Origin of the sequence: Nocardia arseniciresistens, assembly GCF_046764875.1 — a bacterium.
Classification (GTDB): domain Bacteria; phylum Actinomycetota; class Actinomycetes; order Mycobacteriales; family Mycobacteriaceae; genus Nocardia; species Nocardia arseniciresistens.
Map to the genome: position 1 here is coordinate 326,381 of NZ_JBKORD010000004.1, position 12,506 is coordinate 338,886.

General features: G+C 65.8%; 14 protein-coding genes. 5 read left to right on the top strand and 9 right to left on the bottom strand.

Translation table 11 applies throughout. The annotated features are described in order from the left end of the window. The 5 genes from fahA to ACLMAJ_RS09305 all read right to left on the bottom strand — a co-directional run bounded on the left by fahA (position 1) and on the right by ACLMAJ_RS09305 (position 5,137). Entirely contained in the window at positions 1-1,200 is a 1,200-nt protein-coding gene (fahA, locus tag ACLMAJ_RS09285; RefSeq protein ID WP_412013123.1) for a fumarylacetoacetase, read from the bottom strand. Then, a complete protein-coding gene (locus ACLMAJ_RS09290; RefSeq protein ID WP_412013124.1) occupies positions 1,176-2,372 on the bottom strand; it encodes a homogentisate 1,2-dioxygenase in 1,197 nt (398 codons plus the stop codon). The genes fahA and ACLMAJ_RS09290 overlap by 25 nt, the downstream gene beginning before the upstream one ends. A gap of 330 nt (positions 2,373-2,702) precedes the next feature. After that, positions 2,703-3,518, bottom strand: a complete 816-nt coding sequence (locus ACLMAJ_RS09295) for an exodeoxyribonuclease III (RefSeq protein ID WP_412013125.1) — start codon at positions 3,516-3,518, stop codon at positions 2,703-2,705. A 55-nt stretch (positions 3,519-3,573) separates the two neighbouring features. Then, positions 3,574-4,557, bottom strand: coding sequence for an N-acetylglutamate synthase, CG3035 family (locus tag ACLMAJ_RS09300; protein ID WP_412013126.1), 984 nt, complete (start codon positions 4,555-4,557; stop codon positions 3,574-3,576). Further along, complete coding sequence (locus ACLMAJ_RS09305; protein ID WP_412013127.1) at positions 4,547-5,137, bottom strand: peptide deformylase; 591 nt, start codon at positions 5,135-5,137, stop codon at positions 4,547-4,549. Before ACLMAJ_RS09305 ends, ACLMAJ_RS09300 begins: the two co-directional genes overlap by 11 nt. Before the next feature lie 189 nt (positions 5,138-5,326). Here ACLMAJ_RS09305 and ACLMAJ_RS09310 point away from each other — a divergent pair, with 189 nt between their 5' ends. From ACLMAJ_RS09310 to ACLMAJ_RS09330, 5 genes are all read left to right on the top strand, one after another. After that, complete coding sequence (locus tag ACLMAJ_RS09310; RefSeq protein ID WP_412013128.1) at positions 5,327-5,683, top strand: nucleoid-associated protein NapA; 357 nt, start codon at positions 5,327-5,329, stop codon at positions 5,681-5,683. 34 nt (positions 5,684-5,717) lie between these two features. Then, the gene (locus ACLMAJ_RS09315) at positions 5,718-6,284 is read left to right on the top strand and encodes a LytR C-terminal domain-containing protein (RefSeq protein WP_412013129.1); all 567 of its coding nucleotides are present in this window, start codon (positions 5,718-5,720) and stop codon (positions 6,282-6,284) included. Positions 6,285-6,413: 129 nt separating this feature from the next. Then, positions 6,414-7,112: a superoxide dismutase[Cu-Zn] gene (gene sodC, locus ACLMAJ_RS09320; RefSeq protein ID WP_412013130.1), complete on the top strand. Its 699-nt coding sequence runs from the start codon at positions 6,414-6,416 to the stop codon at positions 7,110-7,112. A gap of 11 nt (positions 7,113-7,123) precedes the next feature. Continuing rightward, the gene (locus tag ACLMAJ_RS09325) at positions 7,124-8,269 is read left to right on the top strand and encodes a glutamate--cysteine ligase (RefSeq protein WP_412013131.1); all 1,146 of its coding nucleotides are present in this window, start codon (positions 7,124-7,126) and stop codon (positions 8,267-8,269) included. Positions 8,270-8,393: 124 nt separating this feature from the next. Beyond that, positions 8,394-9,722, top strand: a complete 1,329-nt coding sequence (locus tag ACLMAJ_RS09330; protein WP_412013276.1) for a phosphatase PAP2 family protein — start codon at positions 8,394-8,396, stop codon at positions 9,720-9,722. On the opposite strand, the gene mnhG is transcribed toward ACLMAJ_RS09330, so the two are convergent. Genes mnhG through ACLMAJ_RS09350 form a run of 4 tightly spaced genes read right to left on the bottom strand, consistent with a single transcriptional unit; the run spans position 9,723 to position 12,464 of the window. Beyond that, on the bottom strand, positions 9,723-10,070 hold the full coding sequence (gene mnhG / locus ACLMAJ_RS09335; RefSeq protein ID WP_412013132.1) for a monovalent cation/H(+) antiporter subunit G: 348 nt from the start codon (positions 10,068-10,070) through the stop codon (positions 9,723-9,725). Continuing rightward, positions 10,067-10,351: a monovalent cation/H+ antiporter complex subunit F gene (locus tag ACLMAJ_RS09340; protein WP_412013133.1), complete on the bottom strand. Its 285-nt coding sequence runs from the start codon at positions 10,349-10,351 to the stop codon at positions 10,067-10,069. The genes mnhG and ACLMAJ_RS09340 overlap by 4 nt, the downstream gene beginning before the upstream one ends. Then, positions 10,348-10,887 (bottom strand): Na+/H+ antiporter subunit E, encoded by a 540-nt coding sequence (locus ACLMAJ_RS09345; RefSeq protein WP_412013277.1) that lies wholly within the window; start codon positions 10,885-10,887, stop codon positions 10,348-10,350. The genes ACLMAJ_RS09340 and ACLMAJ_RS09345 overlap by 4 nt, the downstream gene beginning before the upstream one ends. Positions 10,888-10,904: 17 nt before the next feature. Beyond that, positions 10,905-12,464, bottom strand: a complete 1,560-nt coding sequence (locus ACLMAJ_RS09350; protein ID WP_412013278.1) for a Na+/H+ antiporter subunit D — start codon at positions 12,462-12,464, stop codon at positions 10,905-10,907. Positions 12,465-12,506 lie beyond the last annotated feature (42 nt).

Consider the following 12,506-nt stretch of genomic DNA (forward strand, 5'->3'; position numbering starts at 1 on the left):
TCAGCCGCTACGCGCGGGCCGGATACGGCCCTTGACCTCACCGAGGCCGATGCGCCGCACATCAGGGCCTGGTGCCGACGCGGTGATCACCACCTCGTCGCCGTCCTCCAAGAACATGTGCTTTTGACCGTTCACGATGACGGGTTCGGTTCCGCCCCAAGATAGTTCGATGAAAGAGCCGCGCTGGTCGGGCTCCGGTCCGGAGATGGTGCCGGAGGCGTAGAGATCGCCGGTACGAGTGCTCGCGCCGTTCGCCGTGAGGTGGGCGAGCATCTGTGCGGGTGACCAATACATGCGCGAATACGGCGGGTGTGTGACAACCTCGCCGTTCCAGCTCACCGCGAGGTCGATGTCGAGTCCCCACGGTTGTTCGCCGTGCAGATAGGGCAGCGGCCGCGGCGTCTGCTCCGGTATCGGCATGCGCGCGGTTTCCAGCGCCGCCAGCGGCGTGACCCACGCGGAGAGTGAGGTGGCGAACGATTTGCCGAGGAACGGCCCGAGCGGCTGGTACTCCCAGGCTTGGATATCGCGCGCGGACCAGTCGTTGACCAGTGCGACACCGAAGACGTGCTCGGCGACCTCGTCAGGACCGATCCGGGTGCCGAGATTCGAGCCGACGCCGACAATGAAGCCGAGCTCGGCCTCGATATCCAGTCGGCGGGTAGGGCCGAAATCGGGTATGCCCGAATCGGTTCGGCGCTGTCCGTGGGGTCGAGTGATCTCGGTGCCCGACACCACCACCGTTGCGGACCTGCCGTGGTAACCGACCGGCAGGTGCCGCCAATTGGGTAGCAGCGGTTCGGAATCCGGGCGAAGCAGGCGGCCGAGGTTCGTCGCGTGATCGATGCTGGCATAGAAATCGACGTAGTCGCCGATCCGGACGGGTAGCGCCAACGTCACATCGGACAGCAAATGCACTGCCTCGACCGCGATTTCGCCGTCGATCAACCCTTGGATACGGTCGCGCACCTCGTGCCAGCGGCGCGGGCCCTGCGCCATGAAGGCATTGAGACTGGGTTGCGCGAACACCGGATCATCGAGAGCCACAGCGAGATCGATAACCGAATCGGCCAGGCGCGCACCGACCCGATAGCCGGACTCGGCGGGTGCGAATACGCAGTAGGGCAGGTTATCCGGTCCGTAGAGCGAATCGACAGGGACCTCGATGAGTTTCCTCACCGCGGGCCCCGGTTCGACCATGTCCAGGCGTAGCCGGGATCCTCGCAGGCCAGCGCGCCCTCGCCGAGCTCGAGCGGGCGGAAGGTGTCTACCATGACGGCCAGTTCGTCGAAGAATTCGATGCCGATGCTGCGCTCGTAGGCACCGGGCTGCGGGCCGTGCGCGTAGCCGCCCGGGTGCACCGACACCGATCCCTGGCCGATCCCGGAACCCTTGCGCGCCTCGTAGTTTCCGCCGCAATAGAACATGATCTCGTCGGAGTCGACATTGGAATGGTAGTACGGCACCGGGATCGACAGCGGGTGATAGTCGACCTTGCGCGGTACGAAATTGCAGATCACGAAGTTGGTGCCCTCGAAAGCCTGATGGGCGGGCGGCGGTTGATGCACCCGCCCGGTGATCGGCTCGAAATCGGCGATATTGAAGGTCAGCGGGTACAGGCAGCCGTCCCAGCCGATCACATCGAACGGGTGCGTCGCATACAGCAGCCTGGTGCCGACCACACTGCCGCCCGGCCGGTGTTTCACCAGCACTTCGACATCCGTTCCGGTCGCCGTGAACGGCTCATCGGGTCCGTGTAGATCTCGCTCGCAGTATGGTGAATGTTCCAGCAGCTGACCAAATTTCGATAAGTACCGCTTCGGCGGCGTGATGTGGCTCGACGCCTCGATCACGTAGGCACGCAGCGGTTCGGGACCGCTCGGCAGCCAACGGTGGGTTGTCGCCCTCGGAATGAGTACTTGATCGCCCTGGCGCGCGGTGATCGCGCCGAAGACCGTCTCCAGCACTGCCGCACCGGATTCCACGTACACCAGCTCGTCGCCGATGGCATTGCGATAGAGCGGCGAGCCGCCCTTGGCCACCACGTAGGAGATCCGGACATCGGCATTGCCGAGCAGCAGCCGCCGGCCGGTGACGGGATCGGTCTCCGCGGGGGTATCGCCTGGGAACAGCTCGTGCAGTCGCAGATGTCGATGGCGCAGTGGATGATTCGGTGTAGTGGACTGGTTGGGCAGCTCCCACACGGTCGAGTCGACGATCGCGGGCGGCAGGCCACGGTGATAGAGCAGCGACGAGTCGCCGGAGAAGCCCTCCTCGCCCATCAGCTCCTCGTAATAGAGTCGCCCGCTCTCGTCTCGGTGCTGCGTGTGCCGCTTCGGTGGCACCGAACCCACCTGCCGATAGAACGCCATGACCGCACCTCCGGCCCCTGGTCGGATATTTGCTTTCCATCGTAGTGAGCGGTGTTGCCGAGCGGTGGCAAAAGCGGCCGGATCGGTGGACATTCTGACGGGACATTGTCGGGTTGCCCGGCATTTCGCCTAGCGATGAGGCATACTGCTGGACAATTGTTGAGCCGCTGGTCGGGTAATGGGGGCTTCAGGCCCGGCGCAGCGCGCGGTACACCGCGGCCGACGATGCGCCGAGGCGTGCGGCTCCCAGTCGCCCTCGCCGGTGAGCAGCGTCCGCACCGCGGTCCGCAACCATTACGAGTGAGCAAAGCTACCCGGCGTCGAGCCGATTCAGTCGGTGAACTCGGCGATCACCGGGGCGTGGTCGCTGGCGCCTTTGCCTTTTCGTTCCTCACGGTCGACGATGGCGTCTTTCGCGCGGGCGGCGAGGGCGGGGGAGGAGAGGATGAAATCTATGCGCATGCCTTCTTTTCGGGGGAAGCGCAGCTGGGTGTAGTCCCAGTAGGTGTAGACGCCGGGGCCGGGGGCGAAGGGGCGCATGATGTCGGCGTAGCCGGTGTCGACGATGGCTTCGAAGGCGTCGCGTTCGGGTTGGGAGATGTGGGTCTTGTCGGCGAAGTATTCGACCGACCAGACGTCGTCGTCGGTCGGCGCGATGTTCCAGTCGCCGACAAGTGCGATCTCGGCCTTTGGGTCGTCGGCGAGCCATTTCGCGCCGTTGTCACGCAGGGCGGCAAGCCATTCCAGCTTGTAGGTGTAGTGCGGGTCGGTCAGTGTGCGGCCGTTCGGGACATACAGGCTCCAGACCCGCACGCCGCCGCAGGTGGCGCCGAGCGCGCGTGATTCGACGATCGGGGTGCTGATCAGCGATTCGCCCGCGTTCTTGTCGAAGCCGGGTTGCTCGGGGAAGGCGAGTTCCACGTTCTCGAGGCCGACACGGGAGGCGATCGCGACGCCGTTCCACTGGTTGAAGCCGACGTGGGCAACCTCATAGCCGAGCTCGTCGAAGCGCTCGAACGGAAACTGGTCATCACGACACTTGGTCTCCTGCATCGCGAGCACGTCGATGTCCTGGCGGTCGAGGAAGTCCGCGACCCGATCGAGGCGGGAGCGGATCGAATTGACGTTCCAGGTCGCGAGACGCACGGAGGCCTTCCTTCACAGTGGGTTATCAAAACCGTTCTACCCGAGCTCGGTCGGATCAGCGAGTGCCCTCCGGCGCGGCGTACCGGTACGCGTGGTGCTCGACGAAGCCCATATCGTGATACATCGCCATGGCCGCGGCATTGTCTACCTCGACCTGGATGTAGGCATGGGTCGCGCCCCGAGCGTGGCCCCAGCGAATCAGCTCGGCGCACACCAGCGAACCGAGCCCGTGCCTGCGATGCTCCGCGGCGACCGCGACACAGGTGAGCCCGACCCAGCGTCGGCCGTCCGGCGCGGTGGTGAGCGCGCAGCGTCCGATCGCGATCGGTTGTGGAAGGCCGAGCGAGGCGAATCCCACCTCGCCGTCCTGTACCGCGGTCAGTACTTCCAGTACCGGAACGGGCCTCGAAACACGCTGCGCCGCAGGCGCTTCACCCTTGAACCGGTGCATCTCCAGCCAGGCGGGGTCGGGTGTGGGCGCGATCCGCACCATCGACGGACCCTGCGGGAGAACGATTGTCTCGATGTCGACACCGAGCACCGAGGTCTCGCTCCAGCTGTTCCAGCCCGGCGACACCGGCGCGAGGCGATCGGGCAGCTGTAGCAACAACGGCAGTCCATGCGCGGTGAACCACTCGCCGATGCGATGCAGGGTTTGCGCACCAAGCTCCGCGGGTCCCTCCGAATTGCCGAGCGGCACCGCCGAATTCGCGCGGCCGGTGTAGCCGCGCCCGGCGCGCACCAGCCAGCCGTCGATCCAGGCGTGCTCGATGCCCGGCCAGCCGTTGGCCGCGGCGGCCTCCAGCGCCCGGATCTCCTTGGTGCGAATCGGTCTCGGCCCCAATGCTTTCAATGCGACGATCCGGTCCGCGGCCACGGAAACGACCTGCCCGTTCGCGGACCGCACCGTAGGCGGATCCATCGAGACCAGCTCGCCGATCACATCTGTGAGCGGTTGTGGATAACCGGCGGGCAGCCGATAGCGCAGCACCACCCGACGGCCGAGCGGAATATCGGGAAGCGCGGCGTCACTCATCATGTCCGAACGGATCGGCGACAGTGCCGGGAATCCAGCTCAGCCCGGGTTCACCCCAGCCATTTCGCTTGATCGCCTTCTTCGCCGCGCGAGCGTTGCGCCCGACGAGCACATCGACGTAGAGGAAACCGTCGAGGTGACCGACCTCGTGCTGGAGCATGCGCGCGAAGAAGCCCTTGCCCTCGATATCGACCGGTTCACCGTGCTCATCGGTGCCGGTGACCCGAGCCCACTCGGCCCGGCCGGTGGGAAACTGCTCGCCGGGGACCGACAGACAGCCCTCTTCGTCGTCGTCGGGATCGGGCATGGTCTCGGGGATTTCCGAGGTCTCGAGCACCGGGTTGATCACCGCACCTGTGCGCCGGGTCGGCTTCCCGTCCGCGCCGACGTCGGGGCAGTCGTAGATGAACAGCCGCAGCGGTATGCCGACCTGGTTGGCGGCGAGGCCGACGCCGTTGGCGGCGTCCAAGGTCTCGTACATGTCCGCGATCAGCTCCGCGAGCTCCTCCGGCGTCTGGCTGACCCGTTCGGTCGGGTGGTGCAGAACGGGGTCGCCGACGATCACGATGGGGAGGATTGCCATGGGGTAATTATTGCGGGCGATCCGTGTCGTCCGGCGCCAGGGTGCGAACACCCTGCTGACACGCGTTACCGAGCGGTAAGGAACACGCCGATATGTAGTTGCGGCATTCCCAGCGGCCCGTGGTTGAATGATCCGCGACGTACAAGCATCATCATTTTTCGTCTGGTGGTTACTCGGCGAGGGAGCAAGATGGACGGCGCAGCGGCGCGGAATATTTCCGCGATCCAGGACAGCCCTTCCGCGAGCGAAGATGTCACGGTAGAGGTCTCGACGCAGGCTGACGACGGTGACGATGGCGGTTTGAGCCGTCGCGAGCGCGATATTTTGGATTTCGAACGTAAGTGGTGGAAGTACGCGGGTGCCAAGGAAGAAGCCATCCGCGAACTGTTCAGCATGTCACCGACCAGGTATTACCAGGTCCTCAATGCGGTCGTGGATCGTCAGGAGGCGCTCGCCGCCGACCCGATGCTGGTGAAGCGGCTGCGCAGGCTGCGTGCGAGCAGGCAGAAGGCCAGGGCCGCACGGCGGCTCGGCTTCCAGGTATGACCCACTGCTGTGAATTCAGACTAGGGTCGAGTAGGTGAGCTACCCGAATCCCACCTCCGGGGGACCGCCGCTGCGTGCGCTGGCGATGGTGTTGATCGCGCTGGCCATCGTTTTCGCGGGCCTCGGTGCGATGTCGCTGTCGAATTCCGACGCCGACGCCTCTGGTACGGGCGAGTCGGAGACCGCGACGGCCGCGCCACAGGTTCCCGCGACCTCCGCCGTCGTTCGGACGACGACCGCGTCACCGTCGACGTCGGCGACAACCACCACCGGGGCATCTACAACGCCTTCCACAACGCCGCCGTCGACGACACCGGCCGCCGGTCGCGCCGTTCCGGTGCGGGTTCTGAACAACAGCCTCGTCGTCGGATTGGCGGCGCGCACCGCGAGTGAGCTCAGCGAGAGCGGCTGGAACGTCGCGGAAGTCGGGAACTATCCCGGCGAGACCATCGCGAAAACGACTGTGTTCTATGGAAATACGCCAGGCGAGCGGGAGGCGGCCATGGCCATCGCCCAAGAACTCGGCGTAAGCGCTGTGCCGCGCACTACCGGTAGCGGCGACTCGGGTTCGGGCGTGACCGTCGTTGTGACGGGTAACTGAAGTTCGGGCCTCGCCGCGACACGGCCCGGTCACGCGCGCGACACGACGGGCGTGGCATCATCTTGAGCGGAACGAACCTTTCCACTCGGATTTGTTCGTAAACTCGGTACTCGTAAAGGAGTTCCCCCAATGGCCCCGTCCACATCTCGTCGCCCGTCCTGGCGGACTGTGACCCCGGTGCTTGCGGTCGCGGTCTTCGGCCTCGCTGCCTGTTCCAACAGTCAGGAGTCGAGCGACGTCACGGGAACCACGCCTCCGGTGTGGACCGGCGCGTCCGCTCCGGCAGGCGGCACCGGCACCGATACCGAGCACGGTAGTCACGGCAGTGCCGACGCCAACGGCGGCATGAAGGTCGAGTTGAAGGACGCCGCAGGCGCCTCCGTCGGCACCGCGAATATCGCAAAGGATGGCGGCCACCTGCAGTTCACGGTCGAGGCGCACGGCCTGAAGCCGGGATTCCACGGGCTGCACATCCACCAGGTCGGCAAGTGCGAGGCCAACTCGGTCGCGCCGACCGGCGGCCCTGCCGGTGACTTCCTCTCCGCGGGCGGCCACCTGCAAGTGGGTAGCGCCAACTCGCACCCGGCCAGCGGCGATCTGACCTCGCTGGAGGTCCGCAACGACGGCGTGGCGAAGCTTGTCACCACCACCGATGCGGTGACCCTCGACGACATCAAGGGCAAGGCCCTGATGATTCACGCCGATGCCGACAACTTCGGCAATATCCCCAATCGCTATCTCCGTGCCGACGGCGTTGCCGGCCCCGACGACTCCACACTGGCAACCGGTGACGCGGGTGGCCGCATCGCCTGTGGCGTGATCCAGTAGCAAGGTTCGATATGGCCGGGCCAGGAATCGAGCAAGTTCCCTTCCAAGGTTCGCCCCGGCCGACCATCGGTGTCGAATGGGAGATCGCGCTGGTCGACAAGGTCACCCGTGACCTGTCGAATACAGCTGCGGCAGTGTTCGATTCGGTGGGTGATCTCCGTGCGCACGACGGCACACCACAGATCACCAAGGAGTTGCTGCGCAATACCGTCGAGCTGGTCACCGGGGTGCACAACACGGTCGGCGAGGCGATCGACGATCTGAGCGGCACCATGGACAGCGTGCGTCGTGCCGCCGACCTACTCGGTGTGGATCTGTTCTGTGCGGGCACCCACCCGTTCGCGCAGTGGTCCGCCCAACAGCTCACCCGCTCGCCACACTACGACGAGCTGATCGAGCGAACCCAGTGGTGGGGTCGTCAGATGATGATCTGGGGCGTGCACGTACACGTCGGAGTTTCGCACCGGGACAAGGTTTTTCCGATTCTCAACTCGATGCTGCTCGCGTATCCGCATCTGCTCGCGCTGTCGGCGTCCTCGCCGATGTGGGCGGGGTCGGACACCGGCTACGCGAGCAATCGGACGCTGATGTTCCAGCAGTTGCCCACAGCGGGTTTGCCGTTCCAGTTCGAAAACTGGAGGCAGTTCGAGCATTTCGTGTACGACCAGCTCAAGACCGGGGTGTTCGATCAGCTCGGTGGCATGCACTGGGACATCAGGCCGGCACCCAAGTGGGGCACCATCGAGGTGCGCATCTGTGACGGCATTTCGACCCGCGCGGAGTTGGCGGCGCTCGCGTCGTTCATCCACTGCCTGATCGTGGATCTCGATCAGCGGGTGGAGAACGGCGAACAGCTGCCGACGCTGCCGCCGTGGCATGCGCAGGAGAACAAGTGGCGCGCGGCCCGCTACGGCCTCGACGCGATCGTCATCGTCGATGCCGACAGCAACGAGCGGTTGGTCACCGATGATCTGACGGATCTGCTGAACCGGCTGGAGCCGACGGCCAAGCGGCTCGGTTGCGCGGACGAGTTGCGGCTGGTCGCCGAGATTCCCGAGCGCGGGGCGTCGTATCAGCGCCAGCGCAAAGTCGCCGCTGCCGCACAGGGCGATCTGATCGCGGTGGTCGACTCGCTGGTCAACGAGCTGAACCAGTAAGTTCCGCACCGTTTCGGTCGACTGACGTTCAGTCGGCAAGTGGGGTGGCGTTCACCGCCCGTTTACTATGGTCGACGTGCTTGTCGAAGATCCGGGTTCCAGTGTTGGAAGTGCGCCCGCGCGTATGCGCGCGCCGCATACCCTGGTGTGGATGGCGGCCGGTGTCGCCGCTGTCCCGATCCTGCTGATCGCCTTGCAGATTGTGGCCGTAGGGCAGGGATTCGAGGGGCCGCTCGAGAGCCTCCTACACGACTATGTCGGTACGCCCAAGTCCATGTCGGTGCCGTGGGCGGGTCTTGTGCTCGCGCTCGTCGGTCTTTCGACGCGGCGTCGAGTCATCGCGCTCGGCGCGGCCGTTGCCATCGACCTGGCGTGTGCGGTGGGGCGTCTGCTCGCCGGTGATCCGGTGACCGTCGGCAACGGTCCGGTGATCGTGCTCACCGCGATCGCCGTGATCGCCGTGCTGCGCTGGAGCGGTGTCGAGCGGCGCAATGCGCTGCATGCCGCCGCCCTCGGCGCATTGCTCATGCTCGCGACCAAGGTCGGCGATGTCTGGCTGCACGTCACGGTGATCACCAGGCCGACGGTGCTCGACGAGTACGTCATGCTGGCCGACCACGCCCTCGGCGACCCGTCGTGGGTGATGGGCCGAGTAGTCGACTCGCTCGGCCCTGCGGTCTACGGGGTACTGCATTGGGTGTACATCGAATTGCCGGTCGCGGCGATCGTCGTCGCGGTGTGGCAGCTGCGCAGGGTGGTCCCGACGGGGCAGTGGCCGAGCCACTATCTGGTGCGGACGTTTCTGGTACTCGGGCTGCTCGGTCCGGTCATCTATGTGATCTTCCCCGTGGTCGGTCCGATGTTCGCTTTCGGATCCGACGGACATGGGTTACAGGCAGGCAATTTCTGGCCTGGAGTGCTGCCGCCGATCGATCGCAGCCCCGCGGCACTGCCGTTCGACGCCGCGACGCCGCGCAACTGTATGCCGTCCATGCACACGGCCTGGGCGCTGTCGGTGTTCGTGCACACCCGCCGCGACACCAACGGCGAGCGTGCGCCGCTCTGGCTGCGCTTGGGCGGCGCTTTCTGGCTGCTCGCCACACTGACCGCGACGCTCGGCTTCGGCTATCACTACGGCGTAGACCTGGTCGCGGGCGCGGTGCTCTGCTTGACCGTCGAGTCGGTGCTGCGCGAACCCGAACGTGGCTGGGGGCCCTTCCGTATCCGGCTGGTCGGTTTCGGCGCCGCGATCCTGACCACGCTGCTGCTGGCTTACCGCTACCTTGCCGTCCCGATGGCCGAATACCCGGTGCTCGCGGGCACTGTAGTGCTCGCGCTGCTCGCGGCCATGGCCGCCGCGTTCCATGCCACCTGGTTCGCCAGGCGTCCCGGAGTGGAATCGCCGGACGAGGCTTGGTCCGGTCTGCTCAGGGCTGATCCTGCGACCGAGTGATCATGGCTCGTCGATTCGGTCGATCTCGTCGCCGAGTTCGTTGACGCGGAACAATCCGTCGCGGTGGCGCTGCTCGCGGTAGGCGGTGCGGCCGATCAGGTGTGCGATGACCGGGGCGGTGAGCAGGGTGAAAAGGCCGACCAGGACCAACAACCAGACGTTGCCGTGGCCGCGCAGTTGGATCGCCGCGCCTTCCAGCACCAGGATCAGCCCGACCACCTGCGGTTTGGTCGCGGCGTGCATGCGCGCGAGGGTGTCGGGGAAGCGCACGATCGCGATCGCCGCGGTCAGCGCCAGCATGGCGCCGGACAGGATCAGTACGGCGGAAACCCAGTCCCACAGTGTCATCGGTCGCCCCGGGCGCGCGTCATTTGGTCGTCCCTTACCCGGAATCGGGAGACCGCGGCCGAGCCGAGGAACCCGACAAGAGCCAGCGCGACGATCGCCGGAAGCACCGTGGTGTCGTCGCTGTGGGCCGCCCAGACCGCGAGACCGGAGGCGGCGATCGCCATCAGGGAGTCGATGCCGACGACCCGGTCGAGGGTGCTCGGTCCTGCGAGGACGCGGTAGCTGGTGATCACGGCCGCGGCCGTCAGCAGCGCCGCTGCGATAATGGCGACGACGGTCACCTGTTCACCTCCGGTGGCTTGGTGAGATGCCATTCGGCAGGGCGCTCGAACGAATCGATCAGCAGTCGCTCGAGTCGCCGGGTGGTCCGATAGAACTTGTCGACGGCCGCATCGCTGCTCACGTCCAACACGTGTACGAATACGACTCGGCGTTGTTTCTCGATCTCCAGCACCATCGTGCCCGGGATCAGATTCAGCAGGTCCGTGCACAACGCGAGCACCAGATCGGATTTGATCTCCATGCGCAGCCGCAGCACACCGGATATCGGCGGCCGCGCGGGCCGGATCGCGAACCAGGCGACCTGGAGACTGGATTCGAGGGCGTAATACACGCTCACCACGATGAGTTCGGCGAGTGAGAGCGGATGTAGTCGTCCGGCGACCGGCACCCGTGGCAATGGCAGTGTGATCATGATCAGCGCGGCGACGGCGAGCCCGGCCAGCAGATTGGCGACACTGAGGTCTCCCCACAGGGCCATATAGACAGCGGTCAGCCAGAGCAGAATGCCGACTCGGACCGCGCGCTCCCTGTTGATCGCCGCGCGCGCGATGCTCATCGGACCGCTCCATGCGTGGCTGTCTCCGAATTACCGAGTACAGCACGGATATACACCGTGGGGTCGCGCAGATCCGTCGCGGCGCGGTCGGCGATGCCGAGGATAGGCCCGGCAAGCACCGTGAGGCTGAGTCCGGCCGCGACGAGAGCCGTCGTCGACAGTGCCATCAGCACCGGCATCCGGCCGGGGTCGGTGCGTTCGTCGTAGAGCACGTCGGTCGTATCCTCGATCAGCGTCGGCGGCTTCGCGGCGGCGAGATGGCCCTCCGGCGCCTCCGACCTCGGTCGCCAGAAGGCCTTGCTCCACACCCGTGCGACGGCATACAGCGTCAGCAGGCTGGTGACCACCGAGCCGGTCACCAGCACCCAGGCGAGCACGCTGCCGTCCGCGGCGCCGGCCTGCAACAGCGTCACCTTGCCGATGAACCCCGAGAACGGCGGTATCCCAGCGAGATTGAGCGCGGGAATCAAGAAGAGCACGGCAAGTAGCGGGCTCGCTGTTGCCAGTCCGCCGAGCCTGCGCAGCGTCACCGATCCGGCCTGCCGTTCGATAAGGCCGACCACGAGGAACAGCGCGGTCTGCACCAGAATGTGGTGCACCACATAGAAGACCGCGCCGGCAAGCCCGGCCGTTGTGGCGAGCCCGACACCGAACACCATGTAGCCGATATGGCTGACCAGTGTGAACGACAACAGACGACGGATATCGTTCTGCGCGATCGCGCCGAAAATGCCGATCAGCATGGTGAGCAGTCCACAGACCAGCAGCACAGTATCGAAGCCGCCGTCGGGAAAGAGCAGCGTGTGCGTCCGAATGATCGCGTACACACCGACTTTCGTGAGCAGCCCGGCGAAAACGGCGGTCACCGGTGCCGGTGCGGTCGGGTAGGAGTCGGGCAGCCAGTTCGACAGTGGGAAGACCGCGGCTTTTATGCCGAACGCCACAAGCAGCACCGCGTAGATGGCGGTGCGGGTGCCATTGGGCACCTCACCCATCCGCACGGCCAGCTGCGCCAAGTTGAGTGTTCCGGTGGCCGCGTAGGCAAGTCCGATGCCGGTCAGGAAGATCAGCGACGACAGCATCGACACCATTACATACGCGACACCCGCGCGGATCCGGTCCGCGGCGGCGCCGACGGTCAACAGCACGAACGACGCGGTAAGCAGGATCTCGAAGCCGACGAACAGGTTGAACAGGTCACCGGCGAGGAATGCCGCCGAAACACCCGCTGTCAGCACCAGATATGTCGGTCGGTAGATCGAGGTCGGCTGTCGGTCGTCGCCGTCACGGATGTTCTGGCCCGAGCCGTAGGCGGATACGAAAAGCAGCACGACGGACGAGACGAGCAGCATCGCCGCGGAGAGCCGGTCCACGACCAACGTGATGCCGATCGGCGTGTCCCAGCCGCCGACCTGCACCGCGGTGGTCCCGTCCCGGTCGGCGAGGAATAGCAGCAGCCCGCAGATCGCGACGACGGAGGCGAGCGCGAGCAGCATGATCGCGCGCTGGACGCGTGGCTTGCGCCCGAACACCAGGGTGGTCGCGGCCCCGAGCATCGGGACGAGCACAGGCAGCGGTGCGAGCACGGGCAGCAGATC

Excerpts from the sequence above, each read along its gene's own strand:
- fahA (WP_412013123.1), bottom strand. The coding sequence starts at position 1,200 with ATGGTCGAACCGGGGCCCGCGGTGAGGAAACTCATCGAGGTCCCTGTC.
- ACLMAJ_RS09290 (WP_412013124.1), bottom strand. The coding sequence starts at position 2,372 with ATGGCGTTCTATCGGCAGGTGGGTTCGGTGCCACCGAAGCGGCACACG.
- ACLMAJ_RS09300 (WP_412013126.1), bottom strand. The coding sequence starts at position 4,557 with ATGATGAGTGACGCCGCGCTTCCCGATATTCCGCTCGGCCGTCGGGTG.
- ACLMAJ_RS09305 (WP_412013127.1), bottom strand. The coding sequence starts at position 5,137 with ATGGCAATCCTCCCCATCGTGATCGTCGGCGACCCCGTTCTGCACCAC.
- ACLMAJ_RS09310 (WP_412013128.1), top strand. The coding sequence starts at position 5,327 with ATGGACGGCGCAGCGGCGCGGAATATTTCCGCGATCCAGGACAGCCCT.
- sodC (WP_412013130.1), top strand. The coding sequence starts at position 6,414 with ATGGCCCCGTCCACATCTCGTCGCCCGTCCTGGCGGACTGTGACCCCG.
- ACLMAJ_RS09325 (WP_412013131.1), top strand. The coding sequence starts at position 7,124 with ATGGCCGGGCCAGGAATCGAGCAAGTTCCCTTCCAAGGTTCGCCCCGG.
- ACLMAJ_RS09330 (WP_412013276.1), top strand. The coding sequence starts at position 8,394 with ATGCGCGCGCCGCATACCCTGGTGTGGATGGCGGCCGGTGTCGCCGCT.
- mnhG (WP_412013132.1), bottom strand. The coding sequence starts at position 10,070 with ATGACACTGTGGGACTGGGTTTCCGCCGTACTGATCCTGTCCGGCGCC.
- ACLMAJ_RS09350 (WP_412013278.1), bottom strand. The coding sequence starts at position 12,464 with ATGCTCGGGGCCGCGACCACCCTGGTGTTCGGGCGCAAGCCACGCGTC.